The following is a 22,933-nucleotide window of genomic DNA, read 5'->3' on the forward strand; positions in this document are numbered from 1 at the left end:
CCTGCCCGCGAATCACGGTTAATTCGGTTCAGAAATGATTGCGCCCGTCTGCTGCACCGCAACAAGCACACAACGTCGAGCCGTGCCGTGCTTGCGCTTAAGCCGTCGTTTGGGGGGGCGGTCAGAGCCGCGGCGGTGGCCCGCCCCACTGGATTCCGCCCGGTACACTGCCCTTTCCGCGAGGACGGATGAGCGGGGTGCCGGTCGGAACATTGATGTCGTGCGAGTCGATGATGATCCGCACCGGCCCGTCATGCACGTCGAAGAGCGGCCAGGCCTTTGTGCTCCGCACGGAGAGATGCGCGATTCGGATGACGATCGGCGCGCCGCCCGCGGTCTTTGCGCCCATCAAGGCGAAATGGACGGTATCGCCGATGCCGCCGATCTTGACCGGCTCGATGCTGGTCAGCCGGGTCGCGCGGATGCTCGACCACAGCCGGTAGTTGCGCGCGTTGCGCCCCGATACGCAGTCGTCGAGAAGCGAATCGCTCGCCTTCAGGTCGAAGCCGCCATCGCTATTGCCCCAAGCGGCACAATTGCGAAAAATCAGTCGCTTGTTGCCGCGTTCGGCGGAGAAGCCGTCGCCATTCCAGTATTGGGCGTCCTTTCGCTTCCAGCGGAAACCGCGCATCGTGCAGCGTTCGAAGCGGAAATCCGATGCTTCGTCGGCGATCGCGATGCCGCAGGGGAGGTCGTGCGCGCCCGTCGTCAGCCCGCCGCTGGCGGTAATGTCGGCGAAGAGGCCGTCGCGGCTGGCATAGCGGATGCGCGCGAAGCCGCGGCGCAGGTCGGTCGCGGTGACGTTCGAAACCCTGAGCCCGGTGCATGGCGCGGGCATGCGGCCAGCGCCGGTATTCTCGATCACACGGTAGGCGCCATCGACGCGGACGTCGTCCACGATGACGCCGCGGGTGGGGGTGTCGAGGACGACCAGCCCATTGCCCACATCGCGCGCGGTGATGTGCCGGTAATTCGCGTGATCGCGGGCGTGATAGACCGGCTCGCCCCCGGCGGCGATCGGGGTTCGACCCTTGGCTTCGACCAGCATGCCGATCGGTATCGACGACACGGCGCAAGGCCACCAGCCTGCTGCGGCGGTTTGCGATCCCGGTCCGGCAAAGCGATGGTTAACGCGTGCGAGAGCATGCCGCTTAACGGTCTTGCAGGGGCGCGCGGTGCATCAGTGCCGCAACCCGAAGAGGAGTTCGCGCCATGCGCCAGTCCATGACCGCCGCGTCCAAAGCGCTCGGCGAAGACCAGAATATCGCGCCCGCAATCCTGTCCGCATGGCTCGCGCCGCGGGTAACCGCGCGCCGCAGGCTTGTGCCGGATTTCAAGCGCTTGATGAAGCTTTCTTAATCTTTTTCGGCTTCACTCATCGACTGAACCCAGCTAAGCAACGACTCGGCTCAGCGGCATAAGCGATGAGCGGGGAGAGGATGGACGAAATGTCGGATCATGCGCTCGGCGGTCCGCTGGACCGGATCGCGCCCCCGGTGGCGCCAGCGCCCGCGGCGCAAGAACGCGACCGAGTCGAATCCTTCGTGCGCAGCCTGTCTCGCCTCGCGGGCTACGCCTCGCTCGCAGCGGCGGTTGTCGGCATCGCGTATCTGGTGATTCGCTAACCACGAGCGTTGCCGACGGCGGCATTTTGCTGCGGCGCGGCAAGATGACAAACCAGTCATCCTTTCTCTGAAACGGGTGGTCCTGCGTTTGGCCGATACGGCCGCGACCGGCATTGCCTAGCGGCGCCGGATCAATGAATTGCCTTCCCAACGGACCTGGATCGGGACTCCGACCCCGGCGTCGAAGGGAAGGTTTGCGATGAGCGTTTCGACGCTTGGAGACTTCGCGACGCCGCGCATACGTTCCAAACGTATCCAGCGGCTTCGCTTATATGCCGAACTCGTCGCGGTGGACTGCGCAGCGATCATCGCCGCCTTCGTGATATCGAGCGGGCTTCATACCGGGCCGCGAACGTTCGATGGCTGGCAATTGTCGCTGATGGTGCTGATCGGGTATCTGGGCATCGCGCTCGCGGCCGAGGTGTATAGCGCATCCGTCTTCACCAATCCCAGGCTGAGCCTGAAGCGGTCGGTAACGGCGCTGATCTACGCGCTGATCGCCGTCATCGTCTTCACCTATGTTGCGCATGCGAGCCAGCAGATTTCGCGCCTGAACTTCGCGATCGGTTCGCCGCTGTCCCTCGTCCTGCTGGTGACGGGTCGGCTGATCTTCGTGCGCCACGGCCTCAGGCGGCTGTCGGGTTCGCTCTATAACGAGCTGCTGATAGTCGACGGGGTCGATGCGCCCGGCCTCGCCTGGGCACACCGGCTGAACGCGCGCAAGGCAGGGCTGTCGCCTGACCTCGAGGATCCGGTGATGCTCCACCGGATCGGCGACGAACTGGCCGGGTTCGACCGGGTCATCGTCTCCTGCGAAGCCGACCGACGCCATGCGTGGAGCACGGTGCTGCGCGGCGCGAACATCAATGGCGAATTGCTGCTGCACGACCGAAGCTATGCCGATGTGATAGGGATCGGCCGCGCGGCGGGACAGGCGACTCACGTGGTGTCGCGCGGGCCGCTGAGCATGAGCAATCGCATCATGAAGCGCCTGCTCGATCTCGCGCTCACCGTGCCGGCGATCATCGCTCTGTCGCCGGTTCTGCTGATCGTCGCGATCGCGATCAAGCTCGACAGCCGCGGCCCCGTCTTTTTCCGGCAGGACCGGGTGGGGCGGCGCAACCAGCTGTTCCGGATCATGAAGTTCCGCACGATGCGGCATGAACTGGCGGACGGGAGCGGAAACCGCTCGGCGAGCCGCGACGACGACCGGATCACGCGTGTCGGCCGGTTCCTGCGGCGAACAAGTCTGGACGAGCTTCCGCAACTCCTGAACGTGCTGGAAGGCGACATGAGCCTTGTCGGCCCGCGGCCGCACGCACTGGGTTCGCTGGCGGGCGACCAGCTGTTCTGGCAAATCAGCCACGAATACTGGATCCGCCACGCGTTGAAGCCCGGGATCACCGGCCTTGCGCAGGTGCGCGGGCACCGCGGCGCGACCGAGAGGCGCGAGGATCTGGAACGGCGTCTGGAAGCCGATCTCGAGTATCTCGATCAGTGGTCGATCACGCGCGATATCGGCATTCTGGCCTCGACCGTCATGGTGCTGGTCCACCGCAACGCCTATTGAACTCCGACCCGGCCGCGCGCGTCATCGCGCTTGCCCTGAGCGGTGAGGCGGCTATTGGGGGCGGCGAGGGCGCTTAGCTCAGTTGGTAGAGCATCTCGTTTACACCGAGAGGGTCGGCGGTTCGAGCCCGTCAGCGCCCACCATCCCTCCTCAAAGCCGACAGATCATGCGCCGGCAGGCGGAAGCTTGATTTCGAAGAGTTTCGGCCAGTTCTTGCCCGTCACGTAGAGGTGATGGCCGGTGCGGTCATAGGCGATGCCGTTGGCGACGGAATCGGGGTCGGTCGCGGCCACTTGCGCGACCAGATCGGAAAGATCGATCAGCCCCTTCACGACGCCGGTCTGCGGGTCGATCCGCGCGATGGCAGGCGTCATCCAGATGTTGGCGAGGATCTCGCCGTTCACATATTCCAGTTCGTTGATGCGCGGCAGCGGCTTGCCGTCGATCGTGACGCGCAGCGTGCCGGTGACCTTCATCGAGGCCGGATCGAGAAGACGCAGCGTCGGCGTGCCGTCGGACAGATAGATGCGGCGACCGTCATCGGTCATCGCCCAGCCTTCGCCGGTGTAGCGGAAACCCCCGGTGCGCTTGAGCGCGGGCAGGCTCCAGCGATAGCCCTGCCCGCCGTGCCAGGTGACGGAACGCAGCTCGTCCTTCCAGACGACGATCCCCTCGCCGAACTGACCGGTTGGCACCGCGACCTCGCGCAGCTTGCGCCCGGTCTTCACATCGACTTCGCGGATAAAGGACTGTCCCTCGCGCCCGGTGCTTTCGTAGAGGTGGCCGCGATCGACGAGCAGCCCTTCGGTAAAGGCGGCGGTGTCGTGTGGATAGGTCGCGACCACCGTCGGTTTGGCGACCGGGATCGGCGGCGGCGCCGCGCCGGCAAGTGCCAGAAGCGGCGCGAGGAGCAGCGCAAGGGATGAGTGGGCGAGGAGCCGTCTCACAGCGCGCGGACCAGCGTTGCGACGCGCGCGACCCAGGCGGGATCGGTCACGACTTGCTGGCGACTGCCGGGGCCGGGGGGCAGGAGCTGCACCCGCCCGTCCTCGCGGCCGATGAGACGGCCAAAGGCGAAGCGGCCACCGGGGCGGGGGACGAGGACATCGCGGTTCATCGCCTCGCCAAACGCATCGGGCGCGAGCGGGATGCACCACAGCGCATCGCCCGCGCGGTAATCGCCGACGCCGGCGGTCACCGTGACCGCGACCTGACCGGGCTGGATCGCGGGCGGGGTGAGCAGTTCGGTGCGGCGCGGGGCATGCGCGCCATCGGTATCGAGGACGGCCGCGACGGGCAGGTCCGGGCGCTCAGGAAGCTGGACGAGATCGGCCGCGGTGACGCCGAGCGCGGGGGCGATGCGGTTGAGCCAGGCGACCGACACGGTGCGAGTGCCGAGTTCCAGGCGACCGATCTGCTGCGCGGTCGTCGGCGGATCGCAGCGGGCGGCGACGTCTTCGAGGGTAAGCCCCTTCGCACGACGCACTTCGCGGATTGCGGTAATCATCGGCGGCGTCCTATTTAACCAAATCGGTTTTCATCCTGTCCTACAAAAGTGCCCTCATGGCAAGGCTGATCCTGAAACGAGACGATCAGGAGACGGTGATGCGCGATGTGACGGAAATGCGGATCGATGGCGAGGGGCGGCGATCGCCGATGAGCGGCGGCGCGCGGACCGGGCGCACGGTCATGGTAAACCGCGCCGAATCGCCGCTCGCCTGGCTGCGCGCGCGGGGCCTGATCGATGTGCGGCAATTCGAGGCGGGCGAGCGGTTGCGTGCCGATTACGAGCGGGCGTCGATCGCGCCATCGGTGACGATGCGCTGGACGCCGCGCGTCGACGGCGGAGAGGCGGACGGGCTCGATCCGACGACGGCGCAGATCGCGGCGAAGCGCCGGTTCGACGCTGCGATGGCGGCGGCGGGGCCGGGGCTGAAGGATGTGGCGTGGCGGGTGATCTGCGCGGGCGAAACGCTGCCGGTATCGGAAAAGGCGCTGGGGTGGCCGGCGCGTGCCGGGCGCCTCGTCCTGACGCTGGCGCTCGACCGGCTGGCGGATCACTACGGGCTGCGGTGAGGGCGGCTGCGTGTGGAAAAACGGGGCACGGCGACGCCAGGGACGCGCCGTGCCCCGCCTCGCACGGTTCGGGGAAGGCCGGGGGTGGGCCTGTGTCCTACCGGGCGATGCCGATGAGCGCCGTCGCAGTGTAGCCGGTGGCAGCTGCGGTGAAGGTAGGCGTCTGCTGGGTGAGTTGTGCTGCGGTGTTGTCGCCAAAAACATTGTCGCTCGAAAGCGAAACCTGCGCGAAGTTGGTCTTGCTCGACGGATAGGTCGTCGTATCGGCAAAGAGCGTGTTGCACAGCGCCGCCGGCATGGCGAGCTGTGAGGTCAGAATCGCATATTTTCCGCCCAGCGCATTGGACAGGCTCGAAAATATCTCGAAGTGCATATGCGGCCAGCGCCCGGAATAGCAGGCGGGAAAGATGGTGGTGAAGGTCACCTGGCCGTTGGCGTCGGTCACCTGGACGCCGCGCAGGTAGCTTTCCGCAGGCGCGCTGTAGAGCGAGTAGTTGCCGCTGCGATCGCAGTGCCACAGATAGACCGCATAGCCCGAAAGGGCCGCGCATGCCGAATTCACGTTGACCAGCGTCAGCGTGATGACCACCTGGACGCCGGTCGCGACCGTGGTCGAGCTGATGAAGCTGGAACGGATGTCGCTACGCTGGATGCCGCTGACGGTCAGGATGTTGCTGGTCGACCCGCTCGATGTGTTGGCGCCGTCGGCAGGATAGGGGCCAGCGGTTTCGGTCGGATCGGCGATGCAACTGCCGGTTGCGGTCGATGTGGGCGTAGGGGTTGGCGTCGAGGTCGGAGTGGGGGTCGGCGTTGGCGTTGGCGTCGCACCGGTGACGACGCCGACGCCGGAGCTCGACTCGCCGGCGCCGCCGCATCCGGCGACGAGCGCGACGGTGCCGGCCCCGGCCAGGAGGCGCAGCGCGCGGCGGCGTTCGACCATCGCCTGCATCAGCTTCATGTCTTCGGCAAGGCTATGGCCGTGGTCTTCATGATGAGGGTCGTGTGACATGCGCGGTTCCCCGGATGGTTATGCCGTCCTGGCTACCGCGCGTTGCGCACCGGCTTATGTCGCGATTGTTGCGGAATGTTTCAGCGGGCGACGGGCAGCGAAATACGCACCCGGCCACCGGTGGGCTGATTGTCCAGCACAACAGAGCCGCCATGCGTTTCCGCGATCGAGCGCACGATCGCGAGGCCGAGGCCGGTACCTCCGGTTCCACGATTGCGCGAAGGGTCACCACGCACGAAGGGCTCGAACAGGCGATCCGCCGTGGCAGGATCAAAGCCCGGACCGTGATCGTCGACCGCGATGCTCACCCGACCATCGGTTGTGTCCCACGATATGATCGCCGCCCTGCCGTAACGGATCGCGTTTTCGAGCAGGTTGGCGAACAGCCGGCGTAGCGCGTGCGGATCGCCGCGCACGATCACGCGCGGTCCCGGCTCGATCGAAACCGTTGCGCCGGAGACGGTCATGTCTTCGACGAGGCTGTCGAGGAGGCTGCCGAGATCGATCCGCGCGTCGGCGTTTTCGGCCGCCTCGTCACACGCGAAGCGCAGGACCGAGCCAAGCATCGCGCGCATCTCGTCGAGGTCGGCGGCGGCGCGGGTGCGCGCGTCGTCCGGCAATTTCTCCACCCAGAAGGCGAGACGCGAAAGCGGCGTGCCGAGATCATGCGCGATCGCCGCAAGCATCACCGTGCGTCCCTCTGCGTGGCGCGCGAGGCGGCGATGCATGTGGGTGACCGCGCCGGCGAGCAGCCGTACCTCACGCGGGCCGCCTTGCGGCATCGGCCCCAGCGGCGCCCCGGCCCGCGCGGCGACGGCATGGTCGGCGATCGCGCGTAGCGGCCGCGAGATCGCGCGGGCGATGAGCCAGGCCGGCAGCGCGAGGATGAGAATGGCGGCCAGCATTGCGGTGAGCGTCACCCAGTGCCAGCGCGTGAACAGCGGGATCGGGCTGTTTTCCACGACGCGCCACGCGCTGCCGGTGCGCCAGGCAAAGGTGAACTTGCCGACGAGCGCGCTTCCCATGCCGCGCGGTTGGGGGCGGACGAGCGCCACGACGCGGTCGGCGGGGGTATGAAGGATCACAGCCATTCGCGCCGCCGCCGCGCGATCACGGCGCAGCGTGTCGTCGGGAACGGGCGCGTGCGGTCGCGTGGTGATGCGCAGCGGCGGACCCGGATCGCCGGGCTGGTTCCCTGTCTGCAAGGCATGGGCGATGCTATCGATACTGCGCGGAGGGTCCTTTGGCGGGGGTCCGTTGAAGGTGATGATAAAGAAGATCGCGGTCGCCGCCACGACCGAGCCGATCACGAGCGCGAGGATCGACAGCGCGATCGAGGCGGCGCGCGGTTGCGCGCCCATCAGCGCACGGTCACTTCGGCGGTCAGCATATAACCTTCGTTGCGCACCGTGCGGATCGAATCCTCGATACCGTCGCGGTGCATCTTCTTGCGGAGCCGGCTGACCTGGACGTCGATCGCCCGGTCGAAATGCTCGGCATTCGCGCCGCGCGAGAGATCGAGGAGCTGGTCGCGCGTGAGGACGCGGCGCGGATGCTCCACCAGCGCGAGGAGGAGACGGAACTCGCCATCGGAGAGATGGATGATAATGTCGTCGGGGTCGATCAGCTCCCGACCCAGCGGATCGAGGCGCCAGCCCGCGAAACATCGCCAGCTGCGCGCCGGCTTCGCGGGGTGTGTGATATTCACGTGTCCGCGGCGCAGGACGGACCGGATCCGCGCAAGCAGTTCGCGCGGGTTCGCTGGCTTTGCGATATAATCGTCGGCGCCCATTTCCAGTCCGACGATCCGGTCTACCTCCTGCCCGATGACCGACATGATGATGACCGCCGGACTCGCTGCGCGGTCGAGCGATCGCAGGATCGTCAGCCCGTCCTCGCCGGGCATCATCACGTCGAGCACGACCAGGGCATAGCGTTCGCGCTGCAGCGCGGCGCGCATCGCCGGGCCGTCGGCCGCGGTATCGACGCGGTAGCCGTGCTGGTTCAGGAACGCGGCGGTCAGCTCGCGGATGCCGGGATCGTCGTCGACGATCAGGAGGCGGGTTTCGAGATCCATGGGTTCGGCGCGCTGAAGCATCCCGGCTGGCTGGCCATGGAGCGTATCCGCCGCATTGCGACGCTGCAACATCAGACGATTTACGCAGAATGTGGCCTCCGCGCCACGCGCGGATATCGGTTCCGCCGTCGCCGCGAACGGCGTAGGGAGCGGCGACAGCTGATGGAGGCCCCGATGATCCTGTACGGTTCGAGTGTTTCGCCCTTCGTGCGCAAGGTGCTGGTCGTTGCGCGGGAGAAGGGGATCGATCTGGAGTTGCGGCCGGCGGGCATGGGCCGGGGCGGCCCTGAGTTCGACGAGGCGTCCCCGTTCCGCAAGATGCCCGCGCTGCGCGATCCGGGCGCCGATCACGGTCGCGATTTCCTGCTGTGCGATTCGACCGCGATCGTCACCTATCTGGAGGCGAAATTCCCCGAGCCGGCGATGATTCCGGCCGAGCCGATGGCGCGGGCGCGCACGATCTGGTTCGAGGAATTCGGCGACACGATCGTGGCCGCGACCGGCGGGCGGATCGTGTTCAACCGCCTCGTCGCGCCGAAGGTGCTGAAGATCGCGGGCGACGAGGCGGTGGCAGCAAAGGCGCATGTCGAGGAAGTGCCGCCGCTGCTCGACTATCTGGAAGGCGTCGCGCGGCCGGGCGGGTTTCTGGTCGGCGATGCGCTGACGGTGGCGGATATCGCGGTCGCGTCGCCCTTTGCGACGATGGCGCATGCGGGGGTGACGATCGATGCGGCGCGCTGGCCGAACGCGGCGGGCTACATCGCGGCGATCCTCGCGCGGCCGAGCTTTGCCGATCTGATCGCGGTGGAGCAGCGGATGATGGCGGCGATGGCATAGGCGCGCGAACGATGCGGCTCAGGATCATCAAGTGCCACGGATCGGGGAATGATTTTCCCCTTATCGATGCACGGCGGTTGGCGCTCGATGATGCGACGTGGGCGGGCGTCGCGCGGGCGCTGGCGGACCGGCGCGGGCCGGTCGGCGGGGACGGGATGCTGCTGCTGACCGAGGGAGACGGACAATACGCGTTTGGATTCCGCATGTTCAATTCGGATGGCTCGGAATCGGAGACTTGCCTGAACGGTTTGCGGTGCGTGGCGCGGGCGGGGTTTGCGGCGCTGGGGATCGAGGCGGCGCGGGTGCGGTTGAAGACGAGCGAGGCAGACGTTGCGCGCGACGACGATCTGGCGGACGGGGTCTATACGGTGCGCGAGACGGCGGGGCCGGTGTCGCTCGACGTCGCGGCCTGGCCGATGCGGGGGTTGGGCGAGCGGGTGATCGAAACGCCGATCGCCGCGACCGGCAGCGCGCGCGCCTTCACCGCGATCGCGATTCCCAACCCGCATCTGGTGGCGTTCGTCGAAGCGGTCGACGAGGCGGAACTGGTCGCGGTGGGCGGAGTCTGCGAGGCGGCGCCGGACTGGCTGCCCAACCGCGCGAACGTGTCGTTCGTCGCCACCCCGCAAAGTGAAACTTTGCGGGGACCCCGGGAGGCATCGCGCGAGCCCGACGCGCTGTTCGTGCGGACCTATGAGCGCGGCGTCGGGCTGACCGACAGCTGCGGGAGCGCGATGGCAGCATCGACCCATGCGGCCGGCTTGACCGGGCGGATCGCGTTCGGGACGCCCGTCACGGTGTTCAACCGGGGCGGGATGGTGCGTGCGGTCGCGGGCGAGGACGGCATGGTGACGCTGTCAGGCAACGCGACCTTCGAGTGGGAGGGTGCGGTGACGGTCGATCCGGCGACGGGCGTCGCCGGCGATCTCGTCATCGAGCGCTGGCACAATGACGAGATCGACAGCTGGGCGCGGGTGGCCGACGCCGCGCGCTGACGCCTAGACGACCTTGCGGCCCTGGATGAGGCGCACGACGATCACGATGACGGCGATGACGAGCAGGATGTGGATCAGCCCGCCGGCGACGTGAAGGCCGAGGCCGAGCGCCCAGAGGACCAGGAGGATGACGGCGATGGTCCAGAGCATAGGGCGTGTCCTTTAAGAGTTATGGCAGCGTAACGAAGCCGGTGCGGCCGGGGTTCCAGCCGTCCGCGACAAAGCGGGTTGATCGAGATTTATTGCCGCTTGCGGGCTAACGCGCCTAAGGACGGGCGATGGTGAGCCGACAGAGCGCCCGATCCGCCCTGCGGCATGCCACGTCGGCCGACCATGAGCGGGTGGATGCGGCGTTTTCGCGCTTCGACCTTGCCAGCCGGGACGGCTATGGCGCGTTCCTGGTTGCGCAGGCGGCGGCGCATCTTCCGGTCGAGGCGGCGCTGGACGCCGCCGGCGTGGCGCGCGTCCTGCCCGACTGGCCGCAGCGGCGGCGGGGCGACCGGCTGCGCGCCGATCTGGCGGCGATGGGGCTGGAGCCGGCGGCGGCGGAACCTGCGGCGGGCGCGTGCATTCAAGCGCTGTCGGCCGCGCTTGCCGACGAGGCGGGGATGCTGGGGGCGGTCTATGTGCTGGAAGGATCGCGGCTTGGCGGGGTGCTGCTCCGGCGGTCTGTGCCGGACGGTCTGCCGGTGACGTTCCTGGAAGCGGGGGATTCGGCGGCGTGGCGCACGCTGCTCGTCACGCTTGACGAACGTCTTTGCAGTGAACAGGACATCAACCTTGCCGTTTCGGCCGCCGCGCGTGTCTTTGCGGTGTTCGAAGCGAGCGGGCGGAGTGTGGCCGAGGTGAGCGGATTTGACGACTGAACCGATGCGGGTCGACCTGACCAATTGCGACCGCGAGCCGATCCATATCCTGGGCGCGATCCAGCCGATCGGGTTCCTCGTCGCGCTGACCAGCGACTGGATGATCGCGCGGGTATCGGTGAACGTCGCCGAGTATATCGGGCGAACGCCGGATGAGGTGCTGGGCAGGCCGCTGGGGGAGGTGTTTCCGACCAGCGTCGTCCACGACCTGCGCAACCGCGTGGCGATCCTGCGCGGGCCGGACGCGGTCGAGCGGCTGTTCGGGTGCCAGATCGTGGCGGGTGCGAAGCCGTTCGACGTCGCGGTGCACCTGTCCGGCGGGCAGGTGGTGATCGAGGCGGAGCCGGGATCGGGCGAACATGGCGACGCCGGCGGCATGGTGCGATCGATGATCGCGCGGCTGGACCAGTGCGAGGAGTTCGCCACCTTCTTCCGTGAAGGTGCGCGGCAGGTGCGCGCACTGACCGGGTTCGACCGGGTGATGGTCTATCGCTTCGCCGCCGACGGATCGGGCGAGGTCGTCGCCGAGGCGGCAAAGGCGGGGATCGGCAGCTTCATGGGGCTGCGCTATCCGGCCAGCGACATCCCGGTGCAGGCGCGCGCGCTGTATGTCCGCAACCTGCTGCGCACGATCACCGACGTGAACGCGGTGCCGGTGCCGATCGTGCCGGAGCGGGACGAGACGGGCGCGCCGCTCGACCTGTCGCTGTCGGTGCTGCGATCGGTGTCGCCGATCCATATCGAGTATCTGAAGAACATGGGGGTCGATGCCTCCATGTCGATCTCGATCGTGGTCGAGGGCAAGCTGTGGGGGCTGTTCGCCTGCCACCATTATTCGCCGCGCTGCCCGACGTTCGAGCGGCGGAGCGTTGCCGAGCTGTTCGCGCAGATGTTCGCGATGAGGCTGGAGAGCCGCGAGCGCAAGGAGACGGTGGAATATGAGCGCCGCGCGCGTGATATCTCCGACCAGCTGCTGGGCGCGGTGGCGTCCGACGAGACGCTGCTCAACGACCCCGACTGGCTGGCCGACATCCTGACCCATGCGATTCCCGCGGACGGCGTCGGCGTGTGGATCGCAGGCGGTTACGCGTTTTCGGGCGTGACTCCGCCGACCGACGATTTCCGCAAGATCGTCCGCGCGCTGAACGCGACCGCGGCGGGGAAGGTCTATGCGACCGACCGGATCGCCGATATCGTCAAAGGCGCGGATGCCTATGCATCGGACGCTGCGGGGATGCTGGCCATCCCGATCTCGCGGAGCCCGCGCGACTATGTCGTGCTGTTCCGGTCGGAACTGGTGCGGTCTGTGCGCTGGGCGGGCGATCCGCACAAGCCGGAGGAGTTCGGCCCCAACGGCCCGCGGCTGACCCCGCGCGAAAGCTTTGCGGAGTGGAAGGAGCTGGTGCAGGGGCGCTCGCAGCCCTTCACCGCGTCCGAAAAGCGCGTGGCGGAGACGCTGCGCGCGACGCTGATCGAGGTCGTGCTGCGGCTGGCCGACGAAGCCTCGGCCGAGCGGCAGCAGGCGGGCGCGCGGCAGGAAGTGATGATCGCCGAGCTGAACCACCGGGTGCGCAACATCCTGGGGGTGATCCGCGGGCTGATCCGCCAGTCGCAGCCGAGCGAGGAGGCGGTGAAGGACTTCGTCAAGCTGGTCGACGGGCGAATCCACGCGCTGGCGCGCGCGCACAACCAGATCACCGACGATCACTGGGGTCCGGCGCCGCTGGGCGCGCTGATCGAAGCCGAGGCGGCGGCATTCGTCGACGAGCATGAGCGGGTCGTCGTTTCGGGCAAGCCGGTGATGCTGAACCCGCAGGCCTATTCGACGATGGCACTGGTCATGCACGAGCTGGTCACGAACTCGACCAAATATGGCAGCTTGTCGGTGCCGCAAGGCCGCGTCGATATCGGCTGGGAGAAGAACGCCGCCGGCGACCTGGTGCTGACGTGGCGCGAATCGGGCGGCCCCGCTGTGACCGCGCCGACGCGCAAGGGATTCGGGACGACGATCATTGACCGGTCGGTGCCCTATGATCTCGGTGGCGCGGCGGAGATCGACTACAAGCCGGACGGGGTCGAAGCGCGGTTCCGCATCCCGGCGCGCCATGTGTCGGAGCCACAGAATTTCGCCGGCCCCGCGGTGAAGTTCCAGCGGCCGTCGATCGGCCATCCGCAAACGCCGCCGCACCAGATGCTGACCGGACGCGAGGTGCTGCTGGTCGAGGACAGCCTGATCATCGCATTGGATGCCGAGGATATCGTAAGCCGGCTCGGCGCGGCGGCGGTTTCGACGGCGGCGTCGGTTGCATCTGCTCTCGATCATCTGGACGCGCGGGCGCCCGATGTCGCGATGCTGGATATCAATCTGGGCGACCATAACAGCTTCGCGGTCGCCGATCAGCTCGACGAGCTGGGGGTGCCGTTCCTGTTCGCGACCGGCTATGGCGAGCAGGCGCTGCTTCCCGAACAGCATCGTGGGCGCACCGTCGTGCAGAAGCCCTACACGCTGGAGAATGTGGCGCGGGCGATGGACGAGCTGATCGGGCGGCACGAGGGTGTCGATGGGCGGTCGCGGGCTTAGGGGGCGCGGGTTGCGGTTGGGCCTCTCGACGGGTTGAACGGCTGTTCGGGGCGAGCGGCGGCGCGTTCGGGGGTTGGTTAGGGTTCGTGATTCTCGAGGCATTTCCCGTGCGGCGCGGTAGGCCCCGGAACGGGTCCGGGGTGACGAGCGGAGTGGGGCGATCGGTCCGATCGGCGTTTCGTCATTCCTCCTCCGTCAGGGAGAGTGAGCCGCGTAGCGGCTCGGAGGGGAGCGGCGAACGATTACGATCGTTCGTGTGTCCTCCCCCTCCGTCAGCTTCGCTGCCACCTCCCCCTGGCGGGGGAGGATCTTGCCATCGCCAGTCGAAGCCACGAACCATTATGGTTCTTTTTCCTTGACAGCGCGACGCTGTTCTGGCACAAAAGGGGAACGCTGAGGAATTGCGAGTCGGGCGGGGCTGGCGCAGTCCTCATGCGAGACGAAGGGTCGGTGAGCGCGGGTGAGGCCCGCTGCTCCCGGCCCTTCGTCGTTTCCGGGGGGAATGATCTTGGGCACACATCGGGCGGTGATCGCAGAGGGCTTTAGTGCGTTCGAGGGGCGCAAGTGGGTCCGCTGGACGAAGAAGATGCGCGAGGCGTTTCTCGATCATCTGGCCGCGACCTGCAACGTGCAGGCATCGGCGGCATTCATCGGCGTCGATCCGGTATGCGTCTATGCGCTACGACGCCGCGAGCCGGCGTTCGCCGATGCCTGGGGCGTGGCGCTCGCGCTTGGCTATGAGATGCTCGAAACGCGGCTGGTGGGCCATGCGCTGGCCGGCGAGACGGGCACGGAGCTGACCTGCGGCGCGGACACCAAGAGCGGCCCAATCAACGTTGACCTCGCGGTCAGGATGCTGACGGCGCACCGCGATGCCACGGGCAAGCCGAAGCGGGGCGGGCCGAGGCGGCAGTTCGCGGAATCGGACGACACCGATGCCGCGCTGATGAAGAAGCTGACCCAGATCGAGGCGCGGCGCGCCCGGCTCGCGGCGAAGACCGACGCATGAGCGGCACCGATTCTACGGGCACGCTGATTGACCGGCTGCTGGCGCTGCCGCCCGACGAGCGAATTGCCGCGGTGCGCGCGATGACGGCGGCGCAGCGCCGCGAGTTTCTGGCGCGCTGGGAAGCGTGGGCGCACGGCGGACAGCTGGCGCCGCCCGGTGACTGGCGGGTGTGGCTGATCCGCGCGGGGCGCGGCTTCGGCAAGACGCGCGCGGGCGCCGAATGGGTGTGCGAGGTGGCGCAGAAGATGCCGGAGGCGCGGATCGCGCTGGTCGGCGCCAGTGCCGACGATGTGCGGCAGGTGATGATCGAGGGGCCGAGCGGCGTCCTGCGCGTCGCCCGCGCGGATCAGACGCCGACGTGGCGGGCGACGACGGGGGAGGTGCGCTGGCCCAACGGGACTGTGGCGCGCGTCTATTCGGCCGAGGCGCCGGAGCGGCTGCGCGGGCCGGAACATCATGCGGCGTGGTGCGACGAGCTGGCGAAATGGCGGCTCGGCGATGCGACGTGGGACAATCTGGTGATGACGATGCGATTGGGGGATCGGCCACGCGTCGTGGTGACGACGACGCCGCGGCCGACGCGGCTGATGCGGCGGATCATGGCGCTGCCGTCGCTGGTCGAGACGCGGGGCGCGACGCGCGACAACCCGCATCTGCCCGACAGCTTCGTTGGGGCCATGCGCGAGGAATATGGCGGCACGCTGCTCGGCCGGCAGGAGCTGGAGGGCGAGCTGATCGAGGAGGTTGCGGGGGCGTTGTGGACGCGGGGGCTGCTGGAGCGGTGCCGGACATGCGTTCCGGCAGAGGCGGTGCGCACCGTCGTCGGGGTCGATCCGCCGGCGGGCGTCGGCGGGGATGCGTGCGGGATCGTCGCGGTCGCGCTTGGCCGCGACGGGGTTGCCTATGTGATCGAGGATGCGAGCGTGAACGGCGCGACGCCCGAAGGCTGGGCGCGCGCGGTCGCGGCGTGCGCGGCGCGGGTCGCGGCCGACCGGGTGGTGGCGGAGAAGAATCAGGGCGGGGCGATGGTGGGGAGCGTGCTTAAGGCGGCGGACGCGGGGCTGCCGCTGACGCTGGTCCACGCGGCGCAGGGCAAGGTGGCGCGCGCCGAGCCGGTGGCGCTGCTCTACGAGGCGGGGCGGGTGCGGCATGCGGGGGCTTTTCCCGCGCTGGAGGACGAGCTGTGCGGGCTGGTGGCTGGCGGCAGCTATGAAGGGCCGGGGCGCTCGCCCGACCGGGCGGATGCGCTGGTGTGGGCGGTGAGCGAGCTGATGCTCGGGAAGCGCAGTGTTGCGGCGGTGCGGGGGCTTTAGGCGCACGGTCGACGGAGAAGTGGTTCAGGGAAGGCGCCAAGGCGCGAAGATTCAAGAGATTTGATTCACGCGGAGGCGCGGAGGACGCGGAGATTTGGGGGTCGCAGCCGAATGGCTGCTTCTCTTCGTTTTGCGCATTGTGGTTGTCGTCGGCCGTTGCCTGGTGGGCGGCTCTCTGCGCCTCCGCGCCTCCGCGTGAACCAACCTTCTCTTCGCGGCTTTGCGCCTTCTCTGAACCAATTGCCTTCGCTGGCGCGGCTGCCCCTCCACCATCCTTTGGATGGTCCCCCTCCCCGTTCCGGGGAGGTATTAGGAGACACACATCATGAAATGGTTCGGGTGGAAGGGCACCCATCAAAGTAATACTTTGATGGGACCCAATTCCGGGCGCGGTGAGGCGCGGCCGGTTTTGGCGCGGGGGTTTGCTTTCGCCGGAGAATGGCCGCCGTCCTACGAGGCGCAGGTACGTAGCGGGTATCTGGGCAATCCGGTGGCGCAGCGGGCGGTGAAGATGGTGGCGCATAGCGTCGCCGACGCGCCGATCGATGCGAGCGACGAGATCGCCGCGCTGATCGGGGTGGAGCTGCTCGAAAGCGTGGCGACGCATCTGCAGTTGCACGGCAATGCCTATGTCCAGGTGCTCCGTGATGCGGACGCGCGACCGGCTGGCCTGTTCGCGCTGCGCCCCGAGCGGGTGCGGGTCGAGGTGGATTCGAGCGGCTGGCCGGCGGCGTATCGCTATGCGGTCGGCGAGCGGGTGCAGCGGCTGATCGCGGACGCAGCCGCCCCCGAGGTGATCCACCTGCGGCTCGCGCATCCGCTCGACGATCATTACGGGCTTGGGTGTCTGGGCGCGGCGGCGGGGGCGATCGCGGTCCACAACGCGGCGAGCGGATGGAACCGGGCGCTGCTCGACAATGCGGCGCGGCCTTCGGGGGCGCTGGTCTATGATCCGGGCGACGGATCGACGCTGACGCGCGATCAGTTCGAGCGGCTGCGCGCCGAGATGGAGGCAGGGTTCGCGGGTGCGGCCAATGCCGGGCGGCCGATGCTGCTGGAGGGCGGGCTGAAGTGGCAGGCGCTGTCGCTGTCCCCCGCCGACATGGATTTCGCCGGCATGAAGGCAGGCGCGGCGCGCGAGATCGCGCTGGCGTTCGGGGTGCCGCCGATGCTGCTCGGGCTGCCGGGCGATGCGACCTATGCGAACTACCGCGAGGCGAACAAGGCGCTGTGGCGGCTGTCGGTGCTGCCGATGGCGGGGCGGATCCTCGGCGGGCTGACGGACGGGTTGAAGGCGTGGTGGCCGGACGCGCGGGCCGCGGTCGATCTCGACCGGGTGCCGGCGCTGGCGGAGGAGCGGCAGGCGCTGTGGGCGTCGGTGACGGCGGCGGACTTCCTCACCAACGAGGAGAAGCGACAGATGGTGGACTGGTCATGAGCGCGGTGCTGGCGCAGCTGCTTGCGCAAGGCGCGGACGAAGGCGCGACGCTGGCGACGCTGCGCGCGATCGTCGAGGAAGCGGGCGAGGCCGGCGCGGTCAGGGCGCTGACCCGGCTGGGGCTGGCGGATGCGGGGGCCGAGCGCGACCTGGCGGAGCTGCGCGAGCTGCTGCGCGCGTGGCGGGACGCGAAGCGATCGGCGTGGAAGGCGGCGATCGCGTGGGTGTGCCGGATCGCGGGCGCGCTGCTGCTTGCGGGACTGGCGGTGAAGCTGGGGTTCGGCGCGTGGGTGAAGTGATGCCCGTGACGCCGGGCCTGCGCTTTGCCGGATACGCCGCGCTGTTCGATCGGGTGGACCGGGCGGGGGACGCGTTCGCGCGCGGGGCGTTTGCGGGCGCCGGGCCGGTGCCGCTGCTCTGGCAGCATCGCGGCAACCCGGTGGGGGTGATCGAGGCGATCGAGGAGGATGCGCGCGGCTTGCGGGTTGCCGGGCGGGTGGATGACCCGGCGCTGGCAGCGCTGATGCGGGCTGGCGCGCTTGGCGGGCTGTCGGTCGGCTACCGCGCGGTGGCGGCGCGGCAGGGGGTATGGCGGACGATTGCGCGGGCGGTGCTCGCCGAGGTGAGCGTCGTCGCGCAGCCGATGCAGCCGGGGGCTCGGCTCCACATTCTTTGAGTTCGGGGGCTCGCGGTGGGCCCCCTTCCACCATCGGCTGCGCCGATGGTCCCCCTCCCCGTGCCGGGGAGGATTTCATGGAGAGACGTATGAACGAGACGGTGATGGCGCGGCCGGTGCTGGCGGGGGCGAGCGCGGCGAAGGATGCGGGGTTCGACGGCTTCGTCCGATCGGGCGCGGTGATCGAGACGAAGGCGTTCACCGGGGTGACCGGGGATGCGGGCGGCTATGCGGTGCCGCGCGAGATCGATGCGGTGATCGACCGGGTGCTGAAGGCCGCGTCACCCATCCGCAGCATCGCGAACGTCGTGACGGTGGGATCGGCCGGGTATCGCAAGCTGGTGACGACGGGCGGCACGCCGTCCGGCTGGGCGGCGGAGGACGGTGCGCGGGGCGGAACGGCGACGCCGACCTTCGTCGAGATCGCGCCGCCGATGGGCGAGCTGTATGCCAATCCGAGCGCGAGCCAGGCTATGCTCGACGATGCGCAGTTCGATGTCGAGGCGTGGCTGGCCGACGAGATCGCGGCGGAGTTCGCCAAGGCGGAAGGCGCGGCGTTCGTGGGGGGCAATGGCGTCAACCGGCCCAAGGGGTTCCTGGCGGCGCCGACCGCGAGCACGGCGGACGGGACGCGCGCGTTCGGCACGCTGCAATATCTGGCGAGCGGGGCGGCGGGCGATTTTGCGGCGAACCCGGACGAGCGGCTGATCGATCTGGTGCAGAGCCTGCGGGCACCCTATCGCCAGGGGGCGACGTTCGTGATGAACGCGAGCACGCTGGCGCGCATCCGCAAGCTGAAGACCGCGGACGGCGCGTTCCTGTGGGCGCCTTCGCTCTCCGCCGGGCAGCCGGCGACGCTGCTCGGCTATCCGGTGATCGAGGCGGAGGACATGCCCGACATCGCGGCGAACACGCTGTCGATCGCGTTCGGCAATTTCCGCAGCGGCTATCTGATCGCGGAGCGGAGCGAAACGCAGATCCTGCGCGACCCCTATTCGAACAAGCCCTTCGTCAATTTCTACGCGACGAAGCGGGTCGGCGGGTGCGTGGTGAACAGCGAGGCGATCAAGCTGATGAAGTTCGCGGCGAACTGAGCGCGCGGCCGGGTGCGGCGACGCGCCCGGCCTTTTCTCCATCGGCGAGACTTAGGGAGATGATGATGGACCAGTTCAGGAATTCGGCCGACCAGGTGTCGGCGCCGGCGCGGTGCGCGGCGGCGGTGGTGCCGAACGACGCAGCGGCGCTGGCGAGCGTGCCCAAGGCGCTGTTCGTCGGCACGGCTGGCACGATCGTGATGCGCGGGGTGGACGACGCCGCGGACGTGACGTGGAAGAACGTCGCGTCGGGCACGATCCTGCCGTTTCGCGCCAGCCATGTGCGCGCGACCGGCACGACCGCGACCGATCTGGTCGCGCTGTCCTGATGGGCGCGATCGGGCTGGGGGTGGGGATCGGCTCCGGACGGACGGCCACCGCGAGGGCGGTGGGGTTCGATCTTGGCGCCGACGCCCTGCCCGCGGGCGTGACGCTCAGTCGCGCGACGCCGGCGATGTGTTTCGATGCGGCGGGGATGCTGGCCGTGAGGGCCGCCAATGCCGCGCGGTTCGACCATGATCCGCAGACGCTCGCGCGCCGCGGATTGCTGGTGGAGGCGGCGGCGACGAACGTCCTGCCCTGGAGCAGCGATCTGGCCGGCCACTGGGCCGGTGATATGGGAGGGTCAGGGAGCGCGCCGATCGTGACGGCGCTCGACGCGGTCGCGCCGGACGGCACGAACGCCGCGACGCGGATCGACTTCGTCCGCGGGGATGGCTTCTCGCGCATCGCCCTGTCGGGTGTGGGGACTGTGCCGGGCATGCCGATGGTGTTCAGCGTCTGGCTGAAGGCGGCGGGCGCGGCAGGCGCGTCGATCGCGCTGCGGCTGGAGAGTTTGGACAGCGGCACGCTGACGCTGGATGGGCAGTGGCGGCGCTATTCGCTGGCGGCGAGGGCCGACACCGATGCGGCGTCGGTGCAACTGCTGCTGTGGTCGCAGGTCGCAGGCGCGCCTACGGCCGCCGCGGTCCATGCCTGGGGCGCGCAGCTCGAGACGGGCACGATAGCGACGTCATCGATCGCAACGGCGGGGAGTGTGGGCACGCGATCGGCCGACACGGTGACGCTCGACTGGGGTGGCAGGGGTGTCGCCGACGGACCGATCACGGTGCGCTATGCCTTCGATGACGGCAGCAGCCAGACTGGCCTGGCCATGGTTTCGGGCGGGCGGATGACGGTTCCGACAGATCTTGCGCGGGCACGCCTGCTGCGCGTCACGCGCATCTGATACGAAAAGGGGGCGAGCGATGACTCGGATTGAGACGACGCGCACAGGCGCGGCGGCGGAGGGCGCGCGCGTGGTCGCCGCAGGAACGCGGCGATGAGCGCGCCGCCTCCGGACAGCGTGACGATCGAGGCGATCGTCACCGCGGCGCGCGAACAGCTGCGCATGGACGGCACCGGCGAGCAGATGCTGCTCGAACGGCTGGCGGCGACGGCGGTGACCCTGGCCGAGCGTTTCACCGGGATCTTGCTGGTCGAGCGGGCGGGCGAGGACGTGCTGCCCGCGACCGGCAGCTGGCAAAGGCTGGCGGGATCGCCGGTCACGCTGATCGCGGGGATGACCGGACTGTCCGCAGACGGCGCGCCGTTCGCGCTGTCGCCGGAGAGTTTCGGGTTCGACATCGATGCGGGCGGCGACGGCTGGGTGCGGGTGCTGGAGGCGGGGGCGGCCGCGCGCGTCGCGGTCGCCTATCGTGCGGGGCTGGCGGCGACATGGGAAGCGGTGCCCGCTGCGATCGCGCAGGCGACGGCGATGCTGGTCGCGCATCTGTTCGAGGATCGGAGCGCGGCGACGCTGCCGCCGGCGGCGGTCGCGGCGTTGCTGCGGCCGTGGCGGCGGATGGCGCTTGGACAGGCGGAGCGACGGGCATGAGTGCGGCGGCACAATTGCAGGGCGCGGTGGTGCTCGCGCTGGCGGGGATCGAAGGACTGACCGGCGCGTTCGACGCGCCGCCGGTCCGCGCCGCGCTGCCGCATGCCGTCGTCGATGCGCCGGTGACGAGCGACTGGAGCGCCAAGGGCGTCACCGGGCGCGAGGCGCGGCTGACGGTGCGCGTAGTCGATGGCGGCGAGCGGCCGGCGCGGCTCCAGGCGCTGGCGGGCGGTGTCGAGGATGCGGTCTCCGCGATCGACGGGACGATCGGCGAGGGCTGGCGGGTCGTCGCGGTCCGGCCGGTGCAGACACGGATCGTGCGGTCGGGCGAGCGCTGGACGGCGAGCGTGGTGTGCGCGGTGCGGATGTACCGGGAAGAGACCTGATGTGTCCCCGCGAAGGCGGGGACCCAGGCTGGGCTCCCGCCTTCGCGGGAGCACAAGCGGGGGAACGGCTGGCGCGAAGGGCGTGGCTTGCCGGATGCGGATATAACGGAACGGTTGAACGACTCTCGTCACCCCAGCGGCGGCTGGGGTCCATATCTGCCTGGTGTGCCGCGCGATGGAGACATGGACCCCAGCCTTCGCTGGGGTGACGGTGATTCAGGTTCAGGATCAAGGGGAACAGAGATGATCGAGAAGGGTAGCGCCTTTCTGTTGAAGGTGGGCGACGGGGCGACGCCGCCGGCCTTTGCGACGGTGGCGGGGATGCGGACGACGCAATTGTCGGTGAACGGCGAAGCGGTGGTCGTGACGAACAAGGATTCGGGCGGCTGGCGCGAGCTGCTGTCGGGCGCAGGGGTGCGCAGCGTCAGCGTGTCGGCGGCGGGGGTGTTCACGGGCTCCGTCGCCGAGGCGCGGGTGAAGGCGAATGCGCTGGCAGGCGTGATCGACGATTACCGGCTGACCTTCGAAAGCGGCGACGCGATGACCGGGCGCTTCGTGGTGACGCGGCTGGACTATGCCGGCGATTTCAACGGCGAGCGATCCTACACGCTGGCGCTGGAGAGTTCGGGCGCGGTGGTGGCGCAATGACGGGCGGCGCGAACGTCGTGCGCGGCGAGGCTTCGCTCAGGGTGGCGGGGGAGACGCTGGTCCTGCGGCCGAGCTTTGCGGCGCTGGTCGCGGCGGAGGGCGAGCTGGGGCCGCTGTTCGCGGTCGTCGAGCGGGCGGCGGAGGGGCGGCTGGCGCTTGCCGAGATGATCGGGCTGTTCTGGCACTGCCTGCGCGATCGGCCCGAGGAGCTGACGCGCGAGGCGCTGGGCGACGCGGTGGTGGCGGGCGGGATTGCCGCTGCGACGCCGGCGCTGAAGGGGCTGCTCGGGCAGATCCTGGCGGGGCGGTGAGCATGGCGACTCCCCTCCCTGGAAGGGAGGGGGTGGGTAGGCCTGAGGCCGGGCGTTCCCTCGATATCAACCCACCCCCGGCCCCTCCCTTCCAGGGAGGGGAGTTCGGTGTGTCCGCTCTTCGGCTGGCTGGGCTTGCGGGCGTCGCGTTCGGGTGGCGGCCGGGGGAGTTCTGGGCGGCGACGCCGGCGGAATTGCGCGCTCTGGTGACGGCGCTGGCGGGCGGGGATGTGGCGCCGCCCGACGGGGCGACGGTGCGGCGATTGCGGGAGGCGTTCCCCGATGGATGACGAGATCGAGACGATGATGGTGCGCGTGCGCGCCGACACGAGCGGCTTTGCGCGCGACGTGGCGGCGATGCGTGCGACGCTGGACGGGCCGCTGGTGGCGGGTGCGGACCGGGCGGGGCGGGCGATCGAGACATCGCTGTTGCGCGCGGTGCGATCGGGCAAATTGGGGTTCGATGATCTGAAAGGCTCGGCGCTGGCGGCAATGGCGTCGATCGCGACGTCGGCGGTGCGATCGGGGCTGGAATCGCTGCTGGGC

28 protein-coding genes, 1 tRNA gene and 1 pseudogene are annotated in these 22,933 nt (G+C 69.0%); 23 read left to right on the forward strand and 7 right to left on the reverse strand.

The window, feature by feature from the left end:
* Positions 1–121: 121 nt before the first annotated feature.
* Positions 122–1,048 (reverse strand): hypothetical protein, encoded by a 927-nt coding sequence (locus BOS5A_RS05140; RefSeq protein WP_151954099.1) that lies wholly within the window; start codon positions 1,046–1,048, stop codon positions 122–124.
* Between the two features lie 176 nt (positions 1,049–1,224).
* On the opposite strand from BOS5A_RS05140, the gene BOS5A_RS16220 reads away from it, so the two are divergent.
* The 4 genes from BOS5A_RS16220 to BOS5A_RS05155 all read left to right on the forward strand — a co-directional run bounded on the left by BOS5A_RS16220 (position 1,225) and on the right by BOS5A_RS05155 (position 3,338).
* Positions 1,225–1,359 carry a hypothetical protein gene (locus BOS5A_RS16220; protein ID WP_267903811.1) on the forward strand — a complete coding sequence of 45 codons (135 nt, stop codon included), beginning with the start codon at positions 1,225–1,227 and terminating at the stop codon, positions 1,357–1,359.
* An 80-nt stretch (positions 1,360–1,439) separates the two neighbouring features.
* Positions 1,440–1,625: a hypothetical protein gene (locus BOS5A_RS05145; RefSeq protein WP_151954100.1), complete on the forward strand. Its 186-nt coding sequence runs from the start codon at positions 1,440–1,442 to the stop codon at positions 1,623–1,625.
* Positions 1,626–1,824: 199 nt separating this feature from the next.
* Complete coding sequence (locus BOS5A_RS05150; RefSeq protein WP_151954101.1) at positions 1,825–3,195, forward strand: sugar transferase; 1,371 nt, start codon at positions 1,825–1,827, stop codon at positions 3,193–3,195.
* A 67-nt stretch (positions 3,196–3,262) separates the two neighbouring features.
* Positions 3,263–3,338: transfer RNA gene (locus tag BOS5A_RS05155), tRNA-Val, on the forward strand.
* A 21-nt stretch (positions 3,339–3,359) separates the two neighbouring features.
* Here the strand turns inward: BOS5A_RS05155 and BOS5A_RS05160 are convergent.
* Together BOS5A_RS05160 and BOS5A_RS05165 are read right to left on the reverse strand one after the other, a co-directional pair.
* A complete protein-coding gene (locus tag BOS5A_RS05160; protein WP_151954102.1) occupies positions 3,360–4,142 on the reverse strand; it encodes a glutaminyl-peptide cyclotransferase in 783 nt (260 codons plus the stop codon).
* Positions 4,139–4,702 carry a helix-turn-helix domain-containing protein gene (locus tag BOS5A_RS05165; RefSeq protein WP_151954103.1) on the reverse strand — a complete coding sequence of 188 codons (564 nt, stop codon included), beginning with the start codon at positions 4,700–4,702 and terminating at the stop codon, positions 4,139–4,141. The genes BOS5A_RS05160 and BOS5A_RS05165 overlap by 4 nt, the downstream gene beginning before the upstream one ends.
* Before the next feature lie 116 nt (positions 4,703–4,818).
* On the opposite strand from BOS5A_RS05165, the gene BOS5A_RS05170 reads away from it, so the two are divergent.
* Positions 4,819–5,271: a DUF6456 domain-containing protein gene (locus tag BOS5A_RS05170; RefSeq protein ID WP_442800508.1), complete on the forward strand. Its 453-nt coding sequence runs from the start codon at positions 4,819–4,821 to the stop codon at positions 5,269–5,271.
* A gap of 97 nt (positions 5,272–5,368) precedes the next feature.
* Here BOS5A_RS05170 and BOS5A_RS05175 read toward each other — a convergent pair whose 3' ends face one another.
* The 3 genes from BOS5A_RS05175 to BOS5A_RS05185 all read right to left on the reverse strand — a co-directional run bounded on the left by BOS5A_RS05175 (position 5,369) and on the right by BOS5A_RS05185 (position 8,378).
* Positions 5,369–6,280, reverse strand: a complete 912-nt coding sequence (locus BOS5A_RS05175) for a dioxygenase family protein (protein ID WP_151954104.1) — start codon at positions 6,278–6,280, stop codon at positions 5,369–5,371.
* An 80-nt stretch (positions 6,281–6,360) separates the two neighbouring features.
* Positions 6,361–7,641 carry a sensor histidine kinase gene (locus BOS5A_RS05180; protein ID WP_151954105.1) on the reverse strand — a complete coding sequence of 427 codons (1,281 nt, stop codon included), beginning with the start codon at positions 7,639–7,641 and terminating at the stop codon, positions 6,361–6,363.
* Positions 7,641–8,378 carry a response regulator gene (locus BOS5A_RS05185; RefSeq protein ID WP_151954523.1) on the reverse strand — a complete coding sequence of 246 codons (738 nt, stop codon included), beginning with the start codon at positions 8,376–8,378 and terminating at the stop codon, positions 7,641–7,643. The genes BOS5A_RS05180 and BOS5A_RS05185 overlap by 1 nt, the downstream gene beginning before the upstream one ends.
* Positions 8,379–8,531: 153 nt before the next feature.
* Between BOS5A_RS05185 and BOS5A_RS05190 the strand changes: the two genes are divergently transcribed.
* Both BOS5A_RS05190 and dapF read left to right on the forward strand, forming a co-directional pair.
* Entirely contained in the window at positions 8,532–9,194 is a 663-nt protein-coding gene (locus tag BOS5A_RS05190; RefSeq protein ID WP_151954106.1) for a glutathione S-transferase family protein, read from the forward strand.
* Positions 9,195–9,205: 11 nt separating this feature from the next.
* Entirely contained in the window at positions 9,206–10,189 is a 984-nt protein-coding gene (gene dapF, locus BOS5A_RS05195) for a diaminopimelate epimerase (protein WP_151954107.1), read from the forward strand.
* A gap of 3 nt (positions 10,190–10,192) precedes the next feature.
* Here the strand turns inward: dapF and BOS5A_RS05200 are convergent, their stop codons facing one another.
* Positions 10,193–10,339, reverse strand: coding sequence for a lmo0937 family membrane protein (locus BOS5A_RS05200; RefSeq protein WP_151954108.1), 147 nt, complete (start codon positions 10,337–10,339; stop codon positions 10,193–10,195).
* A gap of 131 nt (positions 10,340–10,470) precedes the next feature.
* Between BOS5A_RS05200 and BOS5A_RS05205 the strand changes: the two genes are divergently transcribed.
* From BOS5A_RS05205 to BOS5A_RS05280, 16 genes and pseudogenes are all read left to right on the forward strand, one after another.
* Positions 10,471–11,055 (forward strand): biliverdin-producing heme oxygenase, encoded by a 585-nt coding sequence (locus tag BOS5A_RS05205; RefSeq protein ID WP_234419215.1) that lies wholly within the window; start codon positions 10,471–10,473, stop codon positions 11,053–11,055.
* A gap of 4 nt (positions 11,056–11,059) precedes the next feature.
* Positions 11,060–13,636 (forward strand): HWE histidine kinase domain-containing protein, encoded by a 2,577-nt coding sequence (locus BOS5A_RS05210; protein ID WP_151954525.1) that lies wholly within the window; start codon positions 11,060–11,062, stop codon positions 13,634–13,636.
* A gap of 502 nt (positions 13,637–14,138) precedes the next feature.
* Positions 14,139–14,645 carry a hypothetical protein gene (locus BOS5A_RS05215; RefSeq protein ID WP_151954109.1) on the forward strand — a complete coding sequence of 169 codons (507 nt, stop codon included), beginning with the start codon at positions 14,139–14,141 and terminating at the stop codon, positions 14,643–14,645.
* Complete coding sequence (locus BOS5A_RS05220) at positions 14,642–15,958, forward strand: DNA-packaging protein (RefSeq protein ID WP_151954110.1); 1,317 nt, start codon at positions 14,642–14,644, stop codon at positions 15,956–15,958. The genes BOS5A_RS05215 and BOS5A_RS05220 overlap by 4 nt, the downstream gene beginning before the upstream one ends.
* 325 nt (positions 15,959–16,283) lie before the next feature.
* The gene (locus BOS5A_RS05225; protein ID WP_442800498.1) at positions 16,284–17,396 is read left to right on the forward strand and encodes a phage portal protein; all 1,113 of its coding nucleotides are present in this window, start codon (positions 16,284–16,286) and stop codon (positions 17,394–17,396) included.
* Positions 17,393–17,695 (forward strand): DUF6127 family protein, encoded by a 303-nt coding sequence (locus BOS5A_RS05230; RefSeq protein WP_151954112.1) that lies wholly within the window; start codon positions 17,393–17,395, stop codon positions 17,693–17,695. Before BOS5A_RS05225 ends, BOS5A_RS05230 begins: the two co-directional genes overlap by 4 nt.
* Positions 17,695–18,072: an HK97 family phage prohead protease gene (locus tag BOS5A_RS05235; protein WP_199857217.1), complete on the forward strand. Its 378-nt coding sequence runs from the start codon at positions 17,695–17,697 to the stop codon at positions 18,070–18,072. Before BOS5A_RS05230 ends, BOS5A_RS05235 begins: the two co-directional genes overlap by 1 nt.
* Before the next feature lie 77 nt (positions 18,073–18,149).
* Positions 18,150–19,166, forward strand: coding sequence for a phage major capsid protein (locus BOS5A_RS05240; RefSeq protein ID WP_151954113.1), 1,017 nt, complete (start codon positions 18,150–18,152; stop codon positions 19,164–19,166).
* A gap of 65 nt (positions 19,167–19,231) precedes the next feature.
* Entirely contained in the window at positions 19,232–19,495 is a 264-nt protein-coding gene (locus BOS5A_RS05245) for a spike base protein, RCAP_Rcc01079 family (protein ID WP_234419216.1), read from the forward strand.
* Between the two features lie 20 nt (positions 19,496–19,515).
* Positions 19,516–20,394 (forward strand): phage head spike fiber domain-containing protein, encoded by an 879-nt coding sequence (locus BOS5A_RS05250; protein WP_151954115.1) that lies wholly within the window; start codon positions 19,516–19,518, stop codon positions 20,392–20,394.
* Between the two features lie 93 nt (positions 20,395–20,487).
* Positions 20,488–21,042 (forward strand): head-tail connector protein, encoded by a 555-nt coding sequence (locus BOS5A_RS05255; protein ID WP_151954116.1) that lies wholly within the window; start codon positions 20,488–20,490, stop codon positions 21,040–21,042.
* Positions 21,039–21,428 (forward strand): DUF3168 domain-containing protein, encoded by a 390-nt coding sequence (locus BOS5A_RS05260; protein ID WP_151954117.1) that lies wholly within the window; start codon positions 21,039–21,041, stop codon positions 21,426–21,428. The genes BOS5A_RS05255 and BOS5A_RS05260 overlap by 4 nt, the downstream gene beginning before the upstream one ends.
* 243 nt (positions 21,429–21,671) lie before the next feature.
* Complete coding sequence (locus tag BOS5A_RS05265) at positions 21,672–22,076, forward strand: phage major tail protein, TP901-1 family (RefSeq protein ID WP_151954118.1); 405 nt, start codon at positions 21,672–21,674, stop codon at positions 22,074–22,076.
* The gene (locus BOS5A_RS05270; RefSeq protein WP_151954119.1) at positions 22,073–22,387 is read left to right on the forward strand and encodes a gene transfer agent family protein; all 315 of its coding nucleotides are present in this window, start codon (positions 22,073–22,075) and stop codon (positions 22,385–22,387) included. Before BOS5A_RS05265 ends, BOS5A_RS05270 begins: the two co-directional genes overlap by 4 nt.
* 110 nt (positions 22,388–22,497) lie before the next feature.
* The gene (locus BOS5A_RS16110; RefSeq protein WP_234419217.1) at positions 22,498–22,677 is read left to right on the forward strand and encodes a phage tail assembly chaperone; all 180 of its coding nucleotides are present in this window, start codon (positions 22,498–22,500) and stop codon (positions 22,675–22,677) included.
* A pseudogene (locus BOS5A_RS05280) lies at positions 22,670–22,933 on the forward strand (tail tape measure protein); the annotation flags it as partial. The gene BOS5A_RS16110 and the pseudogene BOS5A_RS05280, both read left to right, overlap by 8 nt.

Source organism: Sphingomonas sp. EC-HK361, assembly GCF_902498785.1.
GTDB lineage: Bacteria > Pseudomonadota > Alphaproteobacteria > Sphingomonadales > Sphingomonadaceae > Sphingomonas.

What these genes read in the sequence shown, in the direction of transcription:
- BOS5A_RS05140 (WP_151954099.1), bottom strand. Translation starts at nt 1,048, where the DNA reads ATGCTGGTCGAAGCCAAGGGTCGAACCCCGATCGCCGCCGGGGGCGAG.
- BOS5A_RS16220 (WP_267903811.1), top strand. Translation starts at nt 1,225, where the DNA reads ATGACCGCCGCGTCCAAAGCGCTCGGCGAAGACCAGAATATCGCGCCC.
- BOS5A_RS05145 (WP_151954100.1), top strand. Translation starts at nt 1,440, where the DNA reads ATGGACGAAATGTCGGATCATGCGCTCGGCGGTCCGCTGGACCGGATC.
- BOS5A_RS05150 (WP_151954101.1), top strand. Translation starts at nt 1,825, where the DNA reads ATGAGCGTTTCGACGCTTGGAGACTTCGCGACGCCGCGCATACGTTCC.
- BOS5A_RS05165 (WP_151954103.1), bottom strand. Translation starts at nt 4,702, where the DNA reads ATGATTACCGCAATCCGCGAAGTGCGTCGTGCGAAGGGGCTTACCCTC.
- BOS5A_RS05170 (WP_442800508.1), top strand. Translation starts at nt 4,819, where the DNA reads ATGCGGATCGATGGCGAGGGGCGGCGATCGCCGATGAGCGGCGGCGCG.
- BOS5A_RS05175 (WP_151954104.1), bottom strand. Translation starts at nt 6,280, where the DNA reads ATGTCACACGACCCTCATCATGAAGACCACGGCCATAGCCTTGCCGAA.
- BOS5A_RS05180 (WP_151954105.1), bottom strand. Translation starts at nt 7,641, where the DNA reads ATGGGCGCGCAACCGCGCGCCGCCTCGATCGCGCTGTCGATCCTCGCG.
- BOS5A_RS05185 (WP_151954523.1), bottom strand. Translation starts at nt 8,378, where the DNA reads ATGCTTCAGCGCGCCGAACCCATGGATCTCGAAACCCGCCTCCTGATC.
- BOS5A_RS05190 (WP_151954106.1), top strand. Translation starts at nt 8,532, where the DNA reads ATGATCCTGTACGGTTCGAGTGTTTCGCCCTTCGTGCGCAAGGTGCTG.
- dapF (WP_151954107.1), top strand. Translation starts at nt 9,206, where the DNA reads ATGCGGCTCAGGATCATCAAGTGCCACGGATCGGGGAATGATTTTCCC.
- BOS5A_RS05200 (WP_151954108.1), bottom strand. Translation starts at nt 10,339, where the DNA reads ATGCTCTGGACCATCGCCGTCATCCTCCTGGTCCTCTGGGCGCTCGGC.
- BOS5A_RS05210 (WP_151954525.1), top strand. Translation starts at nt 11,060, where the DNA reads ATGCGGGTCGACCTGACCAATTGCGACCGCGAGCCGATCCATATCCTG.
- BOS5A_RS05215 (WP_151954109.1), top strand. Translation starts at nt 14,139, where the DNA reads ATGATCTTGGGCACACATCGGGCGGTGATCGCAGAGGGCTTTAGTGCG.
- BOS5A_RS05220 (WP_151954110.1), top strand. Translation starts at nt 14,642, where the DNA reads ATGAGCGGCACCGATTCTACGGGCACGCTGATTGACCGGCTGCTGGCG.
- BOS5A_RS05225 (WP_442800498.1), top strand. Translation starts at nt 16,284, where the DNA reads ATGAAATGGTTCGGGTGGAAGGGCACCCATCAAAGTAATACTTTGATG.
- BOS5A_RS05230 (WP_151954112.1), top strand. Translation starts at nt 17,393, where the DNA reads ATGAGCGCGGTGCTGGCGCAGCTGCTTGCGCAAGGCGCGGACGAAGGC.
- BOS5A_RS05235 (WP_199857217.1), top strand. Translation starts at nt 17,695, where the DNA reads ATGCCCGTGACGCCGGGCCTGCGCTTTGCCGGATACGCCGCGCTGTTC.
- BOS5A_RS05240 (WP_151954113.1), top strand. Translation starts at nt 18,150, where the DNA reads ATGGAGAGACGTATGAACGAGACGGTGATGGCGCGGCCGGTGCTGGCG.
- BOS5A_RS05245 (WP_234419216.1), top strand. Translation starts at nt 19,232, where the DNA reads ATGGACCAGTTCAGGAATTCGGCCGACCAGGTGTCGGCGCCGGCGCGG.
- BOS5A_RS05255 (WP_151954116.1), top strand. Translation starts at nt 20,488, where the DNA reads ATGAGCGCGCCGCCTCCGGACAGCGTGACGATCGAGGCGATCGTCACC.
- BOS5A_RS05260 (WP_151954117.1), top strand. Translation starts at nt 21,039, where the DNA reads ATGAGTGCGGCGGCACAATTGCAGGGCGCGGTGGTGCTCGCGCTGGCG.
- BOS5A_RS05265 (WP_151954118.1), top strand. Translation starts at nt 21,672, where the DNA reads ATGATCGAGAAGGGTAGCGCCTTTCTGTTGAAGGTGGGCGACGGGGCG.
- BOS5A_RS05270 (WP_151954119.1), top strand. Translation starts at nt 22,073, where the DNA reads ATGACGGGCGGCGCGAACGTCGTGCGCGGCGAGGCTTCGCTCAGGGTG.